Genomic DNA, 13,812 nt, shown 5'->3' on the forward strand with positions numbered 1-13,812 from the left:
CCACCTGGTTCAAGATTTATGGTTCTTATTCTTATACCACCTTAGAATTTCATCGCAGTCTTCTTTCGTAACCCCCGACATTTGGTATTCGCGTACGTTAGCAGGAGAATCGCTGTCCATTTCCAGCCGATAAATACGAAATAACCGCTGCCACCATGATTGTCTGGTACTTATGGACTCTATGGATTCACGCAAGAGGTACACAGTCGTCTGATTGAAGCTGGCTTTGCGCAAGATAAACAAGTTAGCAGCGATTTCCCATTTCGTATGAACATAGATGTGTGAAATATGTTTGTAGACGAAGTAAATAATCGGAACGATTGTCAGGAACCACATGGTAAAATAACAACCTATTAAGATACCGATTACGAGTAACAAGATAACTGAAGTCGCTATAGAAAACTTCGCGTTTCGATGTAGAGCTCGAGTGGGCGTTTGGAATTGGAACTCGGGAAGCAAACGGCCCAGCACTTCGGTCAGTTCCGATGTACGGATGGAAGGTATCAGCAATTTGACGCTCCGTTCTCCTGAATATCCAACGCAATCCATGCATAAGGATGCATATCCGTACAAGCTCCCAAACATCAGCTCTTTGATTCGTAGGGATTGGATACGTTTCATCTGAATCTGTATTGATTTCCGCTCCATCCAACCATGATGAATAGAAATGACATCTCCGGTTCTTACTAGATGCCAACCCTTGTAACGAAATCGTGCCATCCCTATGGAGAACAGCCAAGTAACCATTGTGCAGATCCCCAAGAATGCTACCAAATACAGTGACACTGCTATACTGTTTTCTAAGGTTACCCCGCTCCAAGTATCTTTGTTGAGAAGATCCATGAGACTGACTTGCTCCTCTTCAGGTGTAGGAAATAACCACCCCCACAAATGTTGAATGACAACGATCGTGAGAGGAAGTCCCAGCCAGAAGGTATTTGAACTCATGGAAAGCATCATGATTTCTTTACTACTCACATGGTGTTCTTTATTTAAAGGGATCGTACTTCGGTTTTCGATCAGCACGATAGATTTCTTGAGTAAGTCCGCCATCTTTCGGGTTATAACTTACCGGGCATCGGCATCCGCATTTGAATCACTCGTTTGAAGTTCAACATTAGCAATCCCTAGCAGCCTGTCACAGCACCGTAAACTATGGCTGCGAGATATACCCAATCAGGTTGTTGTCCGGTACCTTCCTGAATCTCGTTATAGAAAAACGCGGCAAGAGGAATAATCGAATACCGGATTTGACTGTAGATTTTATAGACGAGGGTAATGGGATGATGCCGCTTAATCATAATAAGCATCCTTGTTGTCTAATTTAGATAATTCAATGATTCGCCTGCGCAGCCAAGAGGCGACCTCTTCTGTCAGTCCCATAATAAAGTGATGATCTCCAGCCGTTGTAATGGTCAATTCCGATAATCCCCATCGTTTGGCAAGCATGTCTTGTTCTTTATCCACATGCTGCACCCGGCTAAGCGGAATAATGGACGAATTATCTGACCATACATTCCCCCATCGAATCATCAGCTCGTCGTCATTTAAGAGATAGCTTCTTTGTGAGTATTTTATGTAGACGCCGAAACAAATGAAGGCAAGTCCCTTGATGAAGAAAAAAGATACCGCCAGACAAGAAATCAAGGCTAACCAACCCCAGCCAGGTAACCAAAATATCCTGAGCATGACCGGGATGCAGCTGATCAGAATCCATTTGAACGTATGTAAGCCGTAACTAACTTGCCAATACCGAATGACATTCGGGTGAAGCTTTTGTTCCAATGTAATCAACTCCTATGGCAACTCTAATATTAATATATCAATGAGCATTGACCACAGTCTGTCAGCGAACGAATGTTCGAATCACAAAAAAACGACTAAGGAACTTAGCCGTTCTTTCACTCCACCATGATCGCCTGTTGTCCTCGTGTGTTTTAGATTAAACAACCCCCTAATCCACATCACTCAGCAACAATTCTCTTTTGCAAACATCGCACTGGATCTTGATTATAATTCCAAGGCCAGTCGGAATGAAGGTGTAGGCAAACTTGGCACCGGATACATCAACTGGGATACATTGATCCCATTCTCTAATTTCCCTCTCCATACTGCTTGTAATTTCAAATATCATGTTCTTCCTCGCTTTCGAATTAGCTCACTTTGATTGGGTAAGGTCAACCAGGTAATGAATCTGAACCGAAAGCTCGTCCACCCTCATCACCGGAATCCCTGCCAAAACAATTCTGTATTACTCGAGTATCAACTTCACAGGAATGGATTCCAACCAATCAAAAACACGTTTACGATTCTGTTCTTCAACAAACTGGTAATACTGCTCTAGCTGTTCGCTATCGGAAGATAAAGCATCCTTGAATCTTCGGAACATTCTTTTGCCACCGCTTATTATGTTCATCAAAGTGGAGTGAAGCTTTTTGTCTTCAATCGTTGCTGCAAACTCCATCATATTCGCGTACCCTTCATCCGTCACCCGTTCCGGGATCTGAAAGTATGTTTCATTGAAGCCTTCTTCAATAATCTCGCTTAATTCTTCATCCTCTTCATCCATGTCAAACGTCCGCAACATGATAACATCGCCCGTTTCGATATTCAGGAAGAATTCTATTCCTTCTACGTACATGTCGTAGGCATCTACGATCTCCTGAAGCTGCTGCTTGTTCAAGTTTAATTCTTTCATAGATTTGCCTCCAACTGCCGTCACTTTTTTCTCTTCTCCACGTTGTTCCGCCTCATATTCCTTCCACGTGATACCATAGGGGAAACCCAAATCCGTATATCCGGCGATAAAGTAGAAATTCTCGTCTTGTTCCAACAGCCCTGCGGACTCCGAATTAGCATTAGTCCGCATCTTTTGCTTCCTGACGCGCATAAAGCCCCTCACCTAAATCCAACGTATTTGAGCATGCAATTCAGCTAAGTTGTCATGAAAACCCCAGCCGATCCCTTCTGATTTCGAAACAACGGCTTCAAGACGCTCCTCGAATTCGTCGAACAAAACGGCCGTTTCATCTTCATTCACTTGATCGATGATATCGGCATACATGGACGCCATACTATAGTAAAAGCGTTCATCGATATCCCCGTAGCTTAGGGTGAAGTCGACTCCATTTTCCACGTAAATCAGCTTCAATTCCAGACTGAACGGGACGCTTTCGGTTAGTCTTTCGAATTCTGATATTGCTTGTTTCGCTTCTTGAAGTCTTAGCTTCCCATGACCACGTTCAGGGAAAAACTCTTGCTCCACCTTCTTGCGGTATTCTTGAAACAAGGATTCTACCGCTTCATCGCCCAGTATTCTTACAGCAAGGAACCTCTCCATATCTTTGCTGGCGCCATAACAAGCCTTAACCAAATCGATAAGCTGGTCGCTATTTAGCTGCTTCAGATGCTTATTCAGCGCCGATTTCGTCAGCTTTACAGGCTTATTTCCCTCCGGTCGCTTAAGCAGTGCTTTTGGGATCAGCTTGTCCTTCAACCGCTGGATTTCCCGATTCACTTCTTCGCTGGAGAAATGTTCGGGATCATAACCTTTGCGAACCCAGTCGATAAAATGTTCCCGCTCCGGATGATTGGGAGTGAGCAAGACTTCCAACAGATGCTGATGGCCCCAAACGCCTCCTACATCTTCCTGCGGACAGCTACGTGCTCCATCCAGACACAATGGAGCTGGATCGGATTTCGTTGAGTCGATTTTGATCAATGTAACGGTGTGCTGCCAATCATCGCCAAAATCATAGACGTAGGTAAATGAGCTGTTTTCCTCTTGAACATGCTTCTTAACGGTTTCCCTACGTGCGTTCAACACCTCACGGTCTTCCATATGCTCAAATGTCGGATCAGGCAGCCCGACAACTTGCCCATTCACATGGAATTCGTACAAATGATAATTTTCCCATCCCATGACTACTTGAATGAGTTTGTGAAGCTGGTGAAACGTCACGTCCGGATGAAATTGAAACTCCCTCCATATTTTCGGGGCGATCTCATTCAGTTCGATTCTGCATCTATAAACCATGATCGTCAGTTCTCCTTTGTGGTATTCCATGCATACAAAAACCCACTGTAACCCTGGCGGAATTACAATGGGTTGGCTATTAGATTCAATCCCATTCTTCTTCACGCATCCTTCTTTTTTCATCAGTCAAATGCGTAGCTTGTTCCGGAGTTAAAATTCCAGCCGATTCAAGGATATCGTCAATGGAGCAATCGTCCTCAGACATTTTTTGGTTCGGCTTATTTGGCAGGGGCATAGATAACTGTTTTCCTCCCAATTATACAATTTGAACATTCATTCTTCATTTCTCTCCGGGAAACAATAATGCAACAATCCAAACTTCATTCTCCTGTTGTTCAAAGAAAATCCTAAACCTCTTCACTACGATACGCGACAGTCCAACATAAGTGCCGCTTTCCTCTGTATATGCTTTGCCTATAATAGGATTGGTGAGTATAACTTCTGTTTCTAGAATGAAATGAGATATGAAATCGTACGTTTCCTCGGGGGTAAATCGCTCGCTGCGAAATTGAGAGAGCTTGTATCTTACTGTCGGAGACCATAAAACTACACGGTTCATGACCGAAAATTCTCTGGAGATAAGGAGTTCAGTAACTCCGATGTACTCATCGCTTTGCCAAGCTTGAATTCCTTCCTGCTTTGTTCAATCATGGCCTTCAATTCCAGACTAGCCTCAACATCAGCTTGAATGGACCTCTGCTCTTCCTCTTGCAAAACGAGAGTGAACTTTCCTTTCCCTGGAATATGAAATTGGTAAACGGAATTGTCGCGGCTCATATTCGATATGTTCTCCATCAAATCTTCCAGTGAATTGACCTTTTCCATTCGATGTCACCCCTTGTCATAAGCTTTCCCGCTCTTTTATCATCAGTATAACACACACCGCCCCGAACCTAGAAGAAGCAGATAAGCCGGCCCTACCAGACCGGCTTATCCCCCATATGACTCGTCCACCCTCACCTTACAAACCGCCCGCTGCACACAAACCGTGCCGTTTCCTGACGTTGGTTCGTGTTCACAACGTGTTGACGATATGCGCGACTAAACGAAGGTTGTGCTCAATGAGAAGGTTGCGCGAATTGGCGTTTCCTTCCGCCATCAGCGCCAAATGTTTTGCTTCCTCCTCTTCCTTCAATGGTTGAGGAAACGCATTATTTTTGACATAAGAAACGAGCAGTGACAACTGCTTGATAAACAAAGCAATCGTTGCAAACAATCCCATCGTCCGGCCACCCCCATGCTGAATTGGCGAGGACGCATCACAGTCCCCGCGTAGAAGAACATCAGTTTTATAGTGTATGTGGGCGACCGCCTATACGTGCTTGTATCCTTTAAAAATTGACGATTCTATTACAACGCAACCTAAATTCAACCAATTCCGTCAATTACTATAGTTGTGTTATTTTTTCCAATTGGGAAAAGCATATATTTGATCATTTTTGAAGAGGAGTAGATTTGTGATGCGCAAGTTTTTATTAGGCGCTGTCGGGGTGGGGATTGCACTGCTGGTATTGAGCGGCTGCTCATTTATGCCGAAGCCCAATGATGACTCACCGTACCGGCTGTCCCAAACCAATCTGGACAAGGTAGACATTGCTTTATATGAAGGAGAACGCGCGGCGGAGTCCTATATTCAATATGGCGATGGAAGTATCGAAGATATTAGCGAGGAGTCTATAGGCCTGTTTATTAACGGATCCATTATTAAGAATGCGAAAGTATTGCTTGTTGATGAGCAATTTTTTGCACCTTTATCTAAATTATCCGGCCCATTGGAGTTTCAAACGTTATGGGAAAGAGATATAGAGCAGGCAATCATTACGGGTAACGGTATGCGGGCTGTAATAACAGCAGGCAATCCCGTTATCCAATCCGGGAAACAGAACATTCAATTGGAGAGCGCTCCTGCTATTATAAACAATCAGTTGTATATGCCCGTCAGCTTTGTGGAAACGCTGCTTCAGGGGTCGGTGAGCTATTTTGACGGGACTGACAGCCGTTTGGCGCATATCGTGGACCGCATGCCTCATATCATGATCAGCTATTATCCCAAGCAATTCGACTATCTTTCTAAAGACAATGCCGTTGAAATAGCAAAAAGCCTGCTTATAAAAGCCTATGAAAAAAAATTCGGAGCTTTTTCTTCGCCAACAGAGGACAAAAAAACCGATAGCTCCGACGAAAAGGAAAACTTGCGTTACCTTATTGCCAATATGGCCGTTCAGGCCGAGAATGACCGATATTACGTCATGCATCTTATGTACGATGTGTGGGTAGACAAATATACCGGTGATGTTTACACGTATTATAATGGCATTTCGATGGGTATTCGAAAATTTGATGCTGATGATGAAAACGTCTTGGCTTTCCCGGGGTAAACGTTTTTTAATTGACCAATCCATGAAGCAAGCACCGGAACATGCCATTTAATAAACCAGTGCTTGCCGCCGGATCAGAGAAAAGGCTCCAATGCTTGTCCGACTTTTTCATTCAGCAGCAAGTCGGCATAACGATCCATAGGCGTTGGCGCTTTGTTAATCAGCACAAGCCTGTCGCCCCGGTATAGCTTGACCAGTCCGGCAGCCGGCTGAACCGACAACGAAGTGCCGGCGACGATCAGCATGTCGGCTTTCGCCATATATTGGGCTGCGCTCTCCAACAATGCCATATCCAGACTTTCCTGATAAAGCACAACATCCGGTTTGATGATGCCCCCGCATAACGTACAGCGAGGCACCTCTCCCCTGCTTTCTACAATGAGGGACAAGGGATACGGCTCCCGGCAGTCCATGCAATAATTCCGCTGGACAGAACCATGCAGCTCCAGCACGTTAACGCTCCCGGCCATCCCGTGCAAGCCATCAATATTTTGAGTAATAACAGCCTTTAGCTTGCCTTGCTTCTCCAGCTCGGCGAGTGCAAGATGAGCGGCATTGGGACGAGCCTCCGCATGGATCAGGCTGGAGGTATAAAAACTATAAAATTCCTCTGGATACCTTCTGAAAAAATCGCGGCTCAATATTTCCTCCGGCGATACACGCCGATTATCCACCTTCCGAAAGAGCCCTTCCGCAGACCGAAAATCCGGAATACCGCTTTCCGTCGATACGCCGGCTCCGCCAAAAAACACAATATATCGGCTATGCTCCACCATTTCTTTTAGCTTGGCAGCGCCGCTTGCCTTATTCATAGATGCCCCTCCTGAACCGCAAATTAGCTTAAGCTCATTCAACAGCCGTCCGCGCAATAATCGCAGCCCTGTCTTAATGTCTATTATAGATAGGTAAAAATGTAATGAAAAGCCGCATCATTCGCTGCTAATAAAAAAAAGCATTCCCCGCTGGTCAACCTGCGGAAAATGCTTCTGTGTAGAGCTTTTCAATTATTGAGCTTTTACTTCGGTTACGCCGGTAACCTTGCCTTCGTTGGAAGCATCAAACGATGCTTTGTATTCGTCATTCGCGAAATATACATTGCCTTCAACGGTTGCTTTTGTTACAACAAAGCCGTTAGCTTCCACATAGACGTCGCCTACAAACGTACCGCCTTGCAGACGTGTGTTTTCGCTTTTAATAACAAGCTTTGGAGCGGTCAGCTTAAACGATGCCGTAATGTTGTGATCGGCATCTTGTGTGTACAGCGCGATTTTACGGGCAATAGCATCTTTATTCGTAAATTCGCCTTCAACCACAAGCTCTTTGTCAAACGTCAGATCGTTCAGCGTAGCGGCAATCCATGTACCGTCCTTGCTGATTGCTTTCACAAATGCCTCGTTGTTGTCAACAACAGATGCGCTTGTTACCACATCAGGCGCGTCTTTGCCTTTGTTTCCGTCCTCTTTGCCGCCGCAGCCTGTTACCAAACCAGCCGCCAGCAGAAAAGCCATACCCAATACAGCGATTTTTTTCATGTTGTCTCTCTCCCTTTTTCATATAAAGATTACATCATTATCATATATAAAAGCGGGACAAAACTATGTGATTGAATTCACAAATTTTTATGAAATAATTATAATTTTTAACTGTTTGTGGTGTCTTTTCCCTCTGAGCATGTACTGCCTTTTTACAAAACAGCGTCTTGCTTCAATTCACCGGTATGAATGCTTGCAGACGCTTCAGCCTTCGCGCTTTTTTGTTGCTTTTTCCTGAACGCCGCATAATAAAGGCCTGCAACAAAAATACCTCCGCCTACCGCGTTGCCTAAAAATACGGGAACAAAATTAGTGAAATACCCCGCCCATGTTGCATGTCCGGCAAAAATGGCGGCTGGAATAACAAACATGTTCGCCACGATATGCTGAAAACCAAGCGCCACAAACGTCATGGTCGGAAACCAAACGCCCAGTACTTTGCCTGCTCCGTCTTTGGCCCCGTAAGCCAGCCAAACCCCAAGCGATACAAGCCAGTTGCAGCCAATCCCCGAAATAAACGCATGAAGAAAAGAATCCTCCATTTTATGCTCCGCTGTTGCAATCATTTTATCCAGATAAGGTCCGCTCTCCAGCATGCCAAGCACATGAGAAAACAGGTAAGCTACAAATATAGCTCCGGCAAAATTGCAAAGCGTAATGATGGTCCAGTTTTTGACTAGCTGCAAAACGGATGCTTTTTTGTGGAAAACGGCCATCGACAACCCCATCATATTGCCTGTCAATAATTCGCCGCCCGCAATCATAACCAGAATCAGCCCGATTGGAAAAACGGCTCCCGCTATCAAAGAGGACAACCCTTCCCAGCCTGGCGGCAGCGCTGCCGTGGAGCGGAGCGCCAGCATATAACCTATCGCAACAAAAGCGCCTGCGGCAAAACCAAGCGGTATTTGCTCGGACAATCCCATATTGGCTTTCTTGTATCCGGCCTGCAGCGCGGCCAACGCGGTTTCCTCCGGTTTTAAAAATCCCATTGTGTGTCACCTTTCCCCTCGTCTTTACTTCAATAAGCGCTACTCCGTTTCTTGCTTCATTCCATCTTCTCGATGCTGAAAACCGCCTTTTTCATCTCACATTTACAGTGTATCAGCTAATAAATGACCGGAAAAATGATAATTCTCACAGGCATTTTTTCATCGCTATGCTAATGTACATGGGTATCTATCCACAAGGGAAGTGAGACTATGCAAGCTGTTGTTGTAAATAATGAGCCATTAATGGAAGGAATCTATAGATTGACCCTGGAAGGCAGGCACGGAGGCAAGGCCGGACAGTTTTACATGCTTCGCTGCTGGGACAGCTTCCCGCTTCTCTCGCGTCCAATCAGTATTCATGACTTGAGTGAAGACAGCATAACCTTTCTTTATCGGGTTCACGGCGGAGGCACCGAGCTGTTATCGAAGCTGCTGCCGGGGAATAGCCTGACGCTTGAAGGCCCCTACGGCAATGGATTTCCGTCTCCTCAGGGCCGAACAGCGCTAGTTGGCGGGGGCATGGGCATTGCGCCGCTGCTGCTGGCGGCCAAAGAAATGCCGGAAGCGGACGTTTATCTGGGGTATTCCGGAGAAGCCTTCGCCGAGTCCTCCTTCCGCAGCATTCGCAGCAGCGGCGGACTCACCATCATCAGCGGAGGTACCATTCTGGACAGCCTGGAGCCGCATCGATACGATACAATCATGACCTGCGGTCCCGTGCCGATGATGGAGGAGCTGGCACGGCGCTGTGCCGGAAGCGGCGCTTCCCTCTACGTATCCGTGGAAAAAAGAATGGCCTGCGGCATCGGGGCATGCAACGGCTGCGCCGTGGAAACGCCAAGCGGAATCAAAAAGGCTTGCGTGGACGGTCCTGTATTTCCGGTGGAGGAGGTGAATTTCCATGACCTCGCTTTGTTGTAAGGTAGGCACGCTGAACCTGAGAAATCCCATCATAATGGCTTCCGGCACCTTTGCCTTTGGCGCGCCGTACGCCAAGCTTTATCCGCTCGACTCGCTAGGCGGCATTTCCACCAAAGGCTTGACCGTGGAGCCGCGCACCGGAAACCGCGGCACTCGCCTGATCGAGACGGCCTCCGGCCTAATGAACAGCATCGGCCTTGAAAATCCGGGTCTCTCCCATTTTCTCCAGTTTGAGCTGGATAGAATGTGTCAATACGATACCGCCATCATCGTCAATCTTGGCGGAGGTTCGCTGGAGGAATACGAAAAAGGCGCGTCCATGCTTCAACAGGCCGCCGCAACTCGTGCCGCCGAAGGAAAACGCGGCATTGATATGGTGGAGCTTAATATTTCCTGTCCCAATGTCAAGCAAGGCGGCATGCAGTTCGGCTTGCATACAGAGAAGGCTCGCGAAGCGGTGCGTATCGTAAGGCGGATTACGGATTTACCGCTAATGATCAAGCTCTCGCCTAACGCATACGACTTGACCGGAATGGCGGCCATGTGCGAAGAGGAAGGCGCGGATGCCATTTCCCTGGTCAATACCTTTCTTGCCATGTCCGTCGATCTCAAATCAAGACGAAGCTCCTTCCAGCAAACCTATGCCGGATTATCCGGCCCCGCAATTAAACCAATTGCGCTGCGAATGGTGCATCAGGTATGCCGGAGCACCTCGCTTCCCGTTGTTGGCATGGGCGGCATCACAACAGCGCAAGACGTGCTTGAGTTTATTATGGTCGGCGCTTCCGCCGTTCAGATTGGAACCGGCAACTTTATGAATCCGCGCACAGGAGCATCCTTGGCCGGAGAGGTAACCCAATTAATGAAGAAAGAGCGTATTGAATCGCTGGAGGAAATCCGTGGAGTTATATAGGGACTACCCTGGTGTGATAAATGTCACGTACAACTCTTTTCCAATACGTTATTATTAAATCAGGATTAGTAAGTGATAGGATTCACAAAACAGAATGCTCAGGAGGAATTTGTAATGAAGAAAACAGCCATGATTTTATCCACTCTTGCTCTGCTTATGGGTCTGCTTGCAGGTTGCGGCGGAGGAAACAGCGCCACTCCTTCTCCAAGCGCATCGGCTCCCGCACAAACAGAAGCGGCTGCTACTCAAGATCCGGGGGTTTCTCAAGGCGCTGAAAATGGCTATGCAGACGGCGTTTATTATGCCGAAGGCGAAATGAATGAAAAATCCGGCTGGAAAGAAATCGTTGCCCTGAAGGTTGAAGGCGGAAAAATCGTAAGTGCAAACTGGAACGGCTTGAACAAGGATGGCGGACTCGACAAAAAAGCATCTTCTGAAGCCGGCAAATACGGCATGGTTGCAGGCGGCGCTAAAGCCGAATGGCATGTGCAAGCAGCCGATATGGAGAAATATTTGGTTGAGAAGCAATCCCTTGATGAACTGACGCTTTCCGACGACGGAAAAACCGATGCGGTAAGCAGCGTTTCCATCGGCGTAGGCGGCTTTGTAGAACTGGTCAAAAAAGCTCTGGATGCAGGTCCTGTAGAAGCCGGCCCTTACAAAGACGGTACTTACAAGGCAGAAGAAGCTGACTTTGACGCCAAAACCGGCTTCAAATACAACGTTACTATTACAGTAGCTAACGGCAATATCATCGCTGCGCAATGGAACGCAACAAACAAAGACGGCGGCGACGACAAGCTTACCTTGTCCAAAAATGGCGAATACGGCATGAAGGAAAAAGGCGGAGCGATCGACGAGTGGCACGTTCAGGCTGCACGCGCCGAGCAGTTCCTCATCGAGAAAAATGATCCGGCCGCAATTGTATTCGATCAAGAAAAACAAACAACTGACGCCATTTCCGGCGTAACGATTAAAGTAGCTCCTTTTGCAACATTGGCTGCCAAAGCACTTGAAGGCGCGAAATAATAACGGACTTAAAACGGGTGTCCCATCATTTCTGCGAGTCCTTCCTGCAACGGACGGCCTCGCAGAAACGGAGCACCTGCACTATAAAAAATGTGGGAATAAAACCCTAAAGGGGACATGAACATGAAACGCATCATCGTACTTGGGGGCGGCTACGGCGGAGTACTAACAGCCAAAAAGCTGGGCAACAAGCTAAAAAAACAAACCGATTACAAAATTACGCTGATTGACCGCAAGCCCTACCATACACTGCTGACCGAGCTGCACGAAGTGGCGGCAAACCGTGTTGAAGAGGATTCCATCAAGATCGACCTTAAAAAGATTTTTTCCGGCTTCAAAAACGTTGATGTCGTCATTGACGATATCTCCAACATTGACTTTAACGCTCGCAAGCTGCAAGGCGACAAAACCTACGACTATGACTACCTGGTAATCGGAACGGGCAGCAAACCTACCTTCTTCGGTATTCCTGGAGCCGACGAGCATGCCTTTACGCTCTGGTCCTACGACGACGCCGTCCGTCTGAAAAACCATACGCAAGAAATGTTCCGCAAGGCAGCCAAAGAGCGCGATGCCGCTATCCGCAAGGAATTGCTGACTTTCGTAGTTGTAGGCGGCGGTTTTACAGGCGTCGAGATGATTGGCGAGCTGGCCGAATATACCGAGGAATTGGCTAAGGAGCACTATATCGATCGTTCCGAGGTTTCCCTGCACGTAGCCGATATGGTTGACAAGATCCTCCCGATTCTTCCTGAAAAGTTAATCCGCAAGGCGGAGAAACGCCTTCGCAAAATGAACGTAAACATTATTACGAGCTCCAAAATTACGGAGGTTAAAGAAAGCGGCGTTGTATTAAACGGCAAAGAAATTGCCTCCAAAACCGTCATCTGGACCGCCGGCGTCGAAGGCTCCGATCTTGCAGGCAACGTGGATGTTGAGCAAAAAGGGCGCAAACGCATTCTGACCAACGATAAGCTGCAGGTTCCGGCTCACGAAGAGGTTTATGTCGTAGGCGACAACATCTTCTTTATTCCAGAGGGCGCAACGGCTCCCGTGCCACAAATGGTTGAAAACGCCGAGCTGGCAGCACCGCTTATCGCCCATAACATTGTGGCCGACATTCGCAAAACAGAGAAAAAATCGTATAAGCCGACCTTCCACGGCACCATGGTTTGCATCGGCAGCCGCTACGGCGTAGCTAACGTAGGCATGCCGGGCAAAATGTTCCAAATGAGCGGAATTTTCGCCATGGCGGTTAAACATCTCATCAATATGGTTTATTTGTTCCAGGTTTGCGGCTTCAACAAAGTGTACCATTATTTGCTTCATGAAATCTTCCATGTCCATAATAATCGCAGCTTGGTTGGCGGCCATTTCGCCAAACGTTCGCCGAACTTCTGGCTTTTCCCGCTTCGCGTTATGGCAGGCTGGCTGTGGTTCAAGCAAGGATGGGACAAAATTCATAAAATCATCGAAAATCCGGATCACATCTTCCTGATTCCAGCAAAAGCGGCTGACGGCGTATCCGGCGCATCGGTAGCGGCAGAAGGCGCTGCGGATGCGGTAACAGCAGCATCGGATTATACAGCAAGCGCCGTAACTGCGCTTCCCGTGCCTGACTTTATGAAGTCGATGGTTGACTGGTCCATGGATCTTATGTTCTACAATAGCGACGGCGGCTATACCTGGATGGCGTATGTGTTCCAAGGCGGCATGGTCTGCGCCGAGCTGATAGTAGGCGCATTGCTCATCCTCGGTCTGTTCACCGCTCCTGCCGCGGTTGTTTCCGTAGCGATGGCTATTATGGTTTGGGTGTCCGGCATGGCGCCAAGCGATATGATCTGGTACATGGCTGGCGGCGTGGCATTGATCGGCGGATCGGGCAGCACGCTTGGTCTGGACTACTACGTTTATCCTAGACTCAAAAAGATCTGGAAAAAGCTTCCGATCGTTAAACGCTGGTACCTGTATACGGACTAAAGGCACATTTCAATTGTCCGGTTTGCAATAA

The 13,812-nt window shown here is 47.2% G+C and carries 15 protein-coding genes and 1 pseudogene; 5 read left to right on the forward strand and 11 right to left on the reverse strand.

The window, feature by feature from the left end; translation table 11 throughout:
• Positions 1–9: 9 nt before the first annotated feature.
• From A7K91_RS18810 to A7K91_RS18845, 8 genes and pseudogenes are all read right to left on the reverse strand, one after another.
• Positions 10–1,026 (reverse strand): PH domain-containing protein, encoded by a 1,017-nt coding sequence (locus A7K91_RS18810; protein WP_169833431.1) that lies wholly within the window; start codon positions 1,024–1,026, stop codon positions 10–12.
• A gap of 101 nt (positions 1,027–1,127) precedes the next feature.
• Complete coding sequence (locus A7K91_RS26540; protein ID WP_156739663.1) at positions 1,128–1,301, reverse strand: hypothetical protein; 174 nt, start codon at positions 1,299–1,301, stop codon at positions 1,128–1,130.
• Complete coding sequence (locus tag A7K91_RS18815; protein WP_068685611.1) at positions 1,294–1,785, reverse strand: PH domain-containing protein; 492 nt, start codon at positions 1,783–1,785, stop codon at positions 1,294–1,296. The genes A7K91_RS26540 and A7K91_RS18815 overlap by 8 nt, the downstream gene beginning before the upstream one ends.
• A 466-nt stretch (positions 1,786–2,251) precedes the next feature.
• Complete coding sequence (locus A7K91_RS18825; protein WP_068685613.1) at positions 2,252–2,890, reverse strand: UPF0158 family protein; 639 nt, start codon at positions 2,888–2,890, stop codon at positions 2,252–2,254.
• A gap of 12 nt (positions 2,891–2,902) precedes the next feature.
• Complete coding sequence (locus A7K91_RS18830; RefSeq protein ID WP_245697654.1) at positions 2,903–4,066, reverse strand: DUF6155 family protein; 1,164 nt, start codon at positions 4,064–4,066, stop codon at positions 2,903–2,905.
• A gap of 55 nt (positions 4,067–4,121) precedes the next feature.
• Positions 4,122–4,271 (reverse strand): hypothetical protein, encoded by a 150-nt coding sequence (locus A7K91_RS26545; RefSeq protein ID WP_156739664.1) that lies wholly within the window; start codon positions 4,269–4,271, stop codon positions 4,122–4,124.
• Positions 4,272–4,591: 320 nt separating this feature from the next.
• A complete protein-coding gene (locus A7K91_RS18840; RefSeq protein ID WP_068685620.1) occupies positions 4,592–4,861 on the reverse strand; it encodes a hypothetical protein in 270 nt (89 codons plus the stop codon).
• Between the two features lie 202 nt (positions 4,862–5,063).
• Positions 5,064–5,258: pseudogene (locus A7K91_RS18845) on the reverse strand (RNA polymerase subunit sigma-70); the annotation flags it as partial.
• A 238-nt stretch (positions 5,259–5,496) separates the two neighbouring features.
• On the opposite strand from A7K91_RS18845, the gene A7K91_RS18850 reads away from it, so the two are divergent.
• On the forward strand, positions 5,497–6,414 hold the full coding sequence (locus tag A7K91_RS18850; RefSeq protein ID WP_068685624.1) for a stalk domain-containing protein: 918 nt from the start codon (positions 5,497–5,499) through the stop codon (positions 6,412–6,414).
• A 74-nt stretch (positions 6,415–6,488) separates the two neighbouring features.
• Here the strand turns inward: A7K91_RS18850 and A7K91_RS18855 are convergent, their stop codons facing one another.
• The 3 genes from A7K91_RS18855 to A7K91_RS18865 all read right to left on the reverse strand — a co-directional run bounded on the left by A7K91_RS18855 (position 6,489) and on the right by A7K91_RS18865 (position 8,938).
• Positions 6,489–7,226: an NAD-dependent protein deacylase gene (locus A7K91_RS18855; protein ID WP_068685626.1), complete on the reverse strand. Its 738-nt coding sequence runs from the start codon at positions 7,224–7,226 to the stop codon at positions 6,489–6,491.
• Positions 7,227–7,418: 192 nt separating this feature from the next.
• Positions 7,419–7,946 (reverse strand): hypothetical protein, encoded by a 528-nt coding sequence (locus A7K91_RS18860; protein WP_068685628.1) that lies wholly within the window; start codon positions 7,944–7,946, stop codon positions 7,419–7,421.
• Between the two features lie 152 nt (positions 7,947–8,098).
• Positions 8,099–8,938: a formate/nitrite transporter family protein gene (locus tag A7K91_RS18865; RefSeq protein WP_068685630.1), complete on the reverse strand. Its 840-nt coding sequence runs from the start codon at positions 8,936–8,938 to the stop codon at positions 8,099–8,101.
• Positions 8,939–9,148: 210 nt separating this feature from the next.
• Here A7K91_RS18865 and A7K91_RS18870 point away from each other — a divergent pair, with 210 nt between their 5' ends.
• The 4 genes from A7K91_RS18870 to A7K91_RS18885 all read left to right on the forward strand — a co-directional run bounded on the left by A7K91_RS18870 (position 9,149) and on the right by A7K91_RS18885 (position 13,781).
• A complete protein-coding gene (locus tag A7K91_RS18870) occupies positions 9,149–9,859 on the forward strand; it encodes a dihydroorotate dehydrogenase electron transfer subunit (RefSeq protein ID WP_068685631.1) in 711 nt (236 codons plus the stop codon).
• On the forward strand, positions 9,840–10,772 hold the full coding sequence (locus tag A7K91_RS18875; RefSeq protein ID WP_068685633.1) for a dihydroorotate dehydrogenase: 933 nt from the start codon (positions 9,840–9,842) through the stop codon (positions 10,770–10,772). Before A7K91_RS18870 ends, A7K91_RS18875 begins: the two co-directional genes overlap by 20 nt.
• A gap of 114 nt (positions 10,773–10,886) precedes the next feature.
• Entirely contained in the window at positions 10,887–11,801 is a 915-nt protein-coding gene (locus A7K91_RS18880) for an FMN-binding protein (protein WP_068685635.1), read from the forward strand.
• A 123-nt stretch (positions 11,802–11,924) separates the two neighbouring features.
• Complete coding sequence (locus tag A7K91_RS18885; protein ID WP_068685637.1) at positions 11,925–13,781, forward strand: FAD-dependent oxidoreductase; 1,857 nt, start codon at positions 11,925–11,927, stop codon at positions 13,779–13,781.
• Positions 13,782–13,812 lie beyond the last annotated feature (31 nt).

The sequence above is a fragment of the Paenibacillus oryzae genome (assembly GCF_001675045.1).
GTDB lineage: Bacteria > Bacillota > Bacilli > Paenibacillales > Paenibacillaceae > Pristimantibacillus > Pristimantibacillus oryzae.

Bases quoted from the DNA above. Each gene is read 5' to 3' on its own strand.
- A7K91_RS18855 (WP_068685626.1), bottom strand. From the start codon at position 7,226: ATGAATAAGGCAAGCGGCGCTGCCAAGCTAAAAGAAATGGTGGAGCAT.
- A7K91_RS18840 (WP_068685620.1), bottom strand. From the start codon at position 4,861: ATGGAAAAGGTCAATTCACTGGAAGATTTGATGGAGAACATATCGAAT.
- A7K91_RS18880 (WP_068685635.1), top strand. From the start codon at position 10,887: ATGAAGAAAACAGCCATGATTTTATCCACTCTTGCTCTGCTTATGGGT.
- A7K91_RS18830 (WP_245697654.1), bottom strand. From the start codon at position 4,066: ATGGAATACCACAAAGGAGAACTGACGATCATGGTTTATAGATGCAGA.
- A7K91_RS18860 (WP_068685628.1), bottom strand. From the start codon at position 7,946: ATGAAAAAAATCGCTGTATTGGGTATGGCTTTTCTGCTGGCGGCTGGT.
- A7K91_RS18885 (WP_068685637.1), top strand. From the start codon at position 11,925: ATGAAACGCATCATCGTACTTGGGGGCGGCTACGGCGGAGTACTAACA.
- A7K91_RS18850 (WP_068685624.1), top strand. From the start codon at position 5,497: ATGCGCAAGTTTTTATTAGGCGCTGTCGGGGTGGGGATTGCACTGCTG.
- A7K91_RS26545 (WP_156739664.1), bottom strand. From the start codon at position 4,271: ATGCCCCTGCCAAATAAGCCGAACCAAAAAATGTCTGAGGACGATTGC.
- A7K91_RS26540 (WP_156739663.1), bottom strand. From the start codon at position 1,301: ATGATTAAGCGGCATCATCCCATTACCCTCGTCTATAAAATCTACAGT.
- A7K91_RS18870 (WP_068685631.1), top strand. From the start codon at position 9,149: ATGCAAGCTGTTGTTGTAAATAATGAGCCATTAATGGAAGGAATCTAT.
- A7K91_RS18865 (WP_068685630.1), bottom strand. From the start codon at position 8,938: ATGGGATTTTTAAAACCGGAGGAAACCGCGTTGGCCGCGCTGCAGGCC.
- A7K91_RS18825 (WP_068685613.1), bottom strand. From the start codon at position 2,890: ATGCGCGTCAGGAAGCAAAAGATGCGGACTAATGCTAATTCGGAGTCC.
- A7K91_RS18875 (WP_068685633.1), top strand. From the start codon at position 9,840: ATGACCTCGCTTTGTTGTAAGGTAGGCACGCTGAACCTGAGAAATCCC.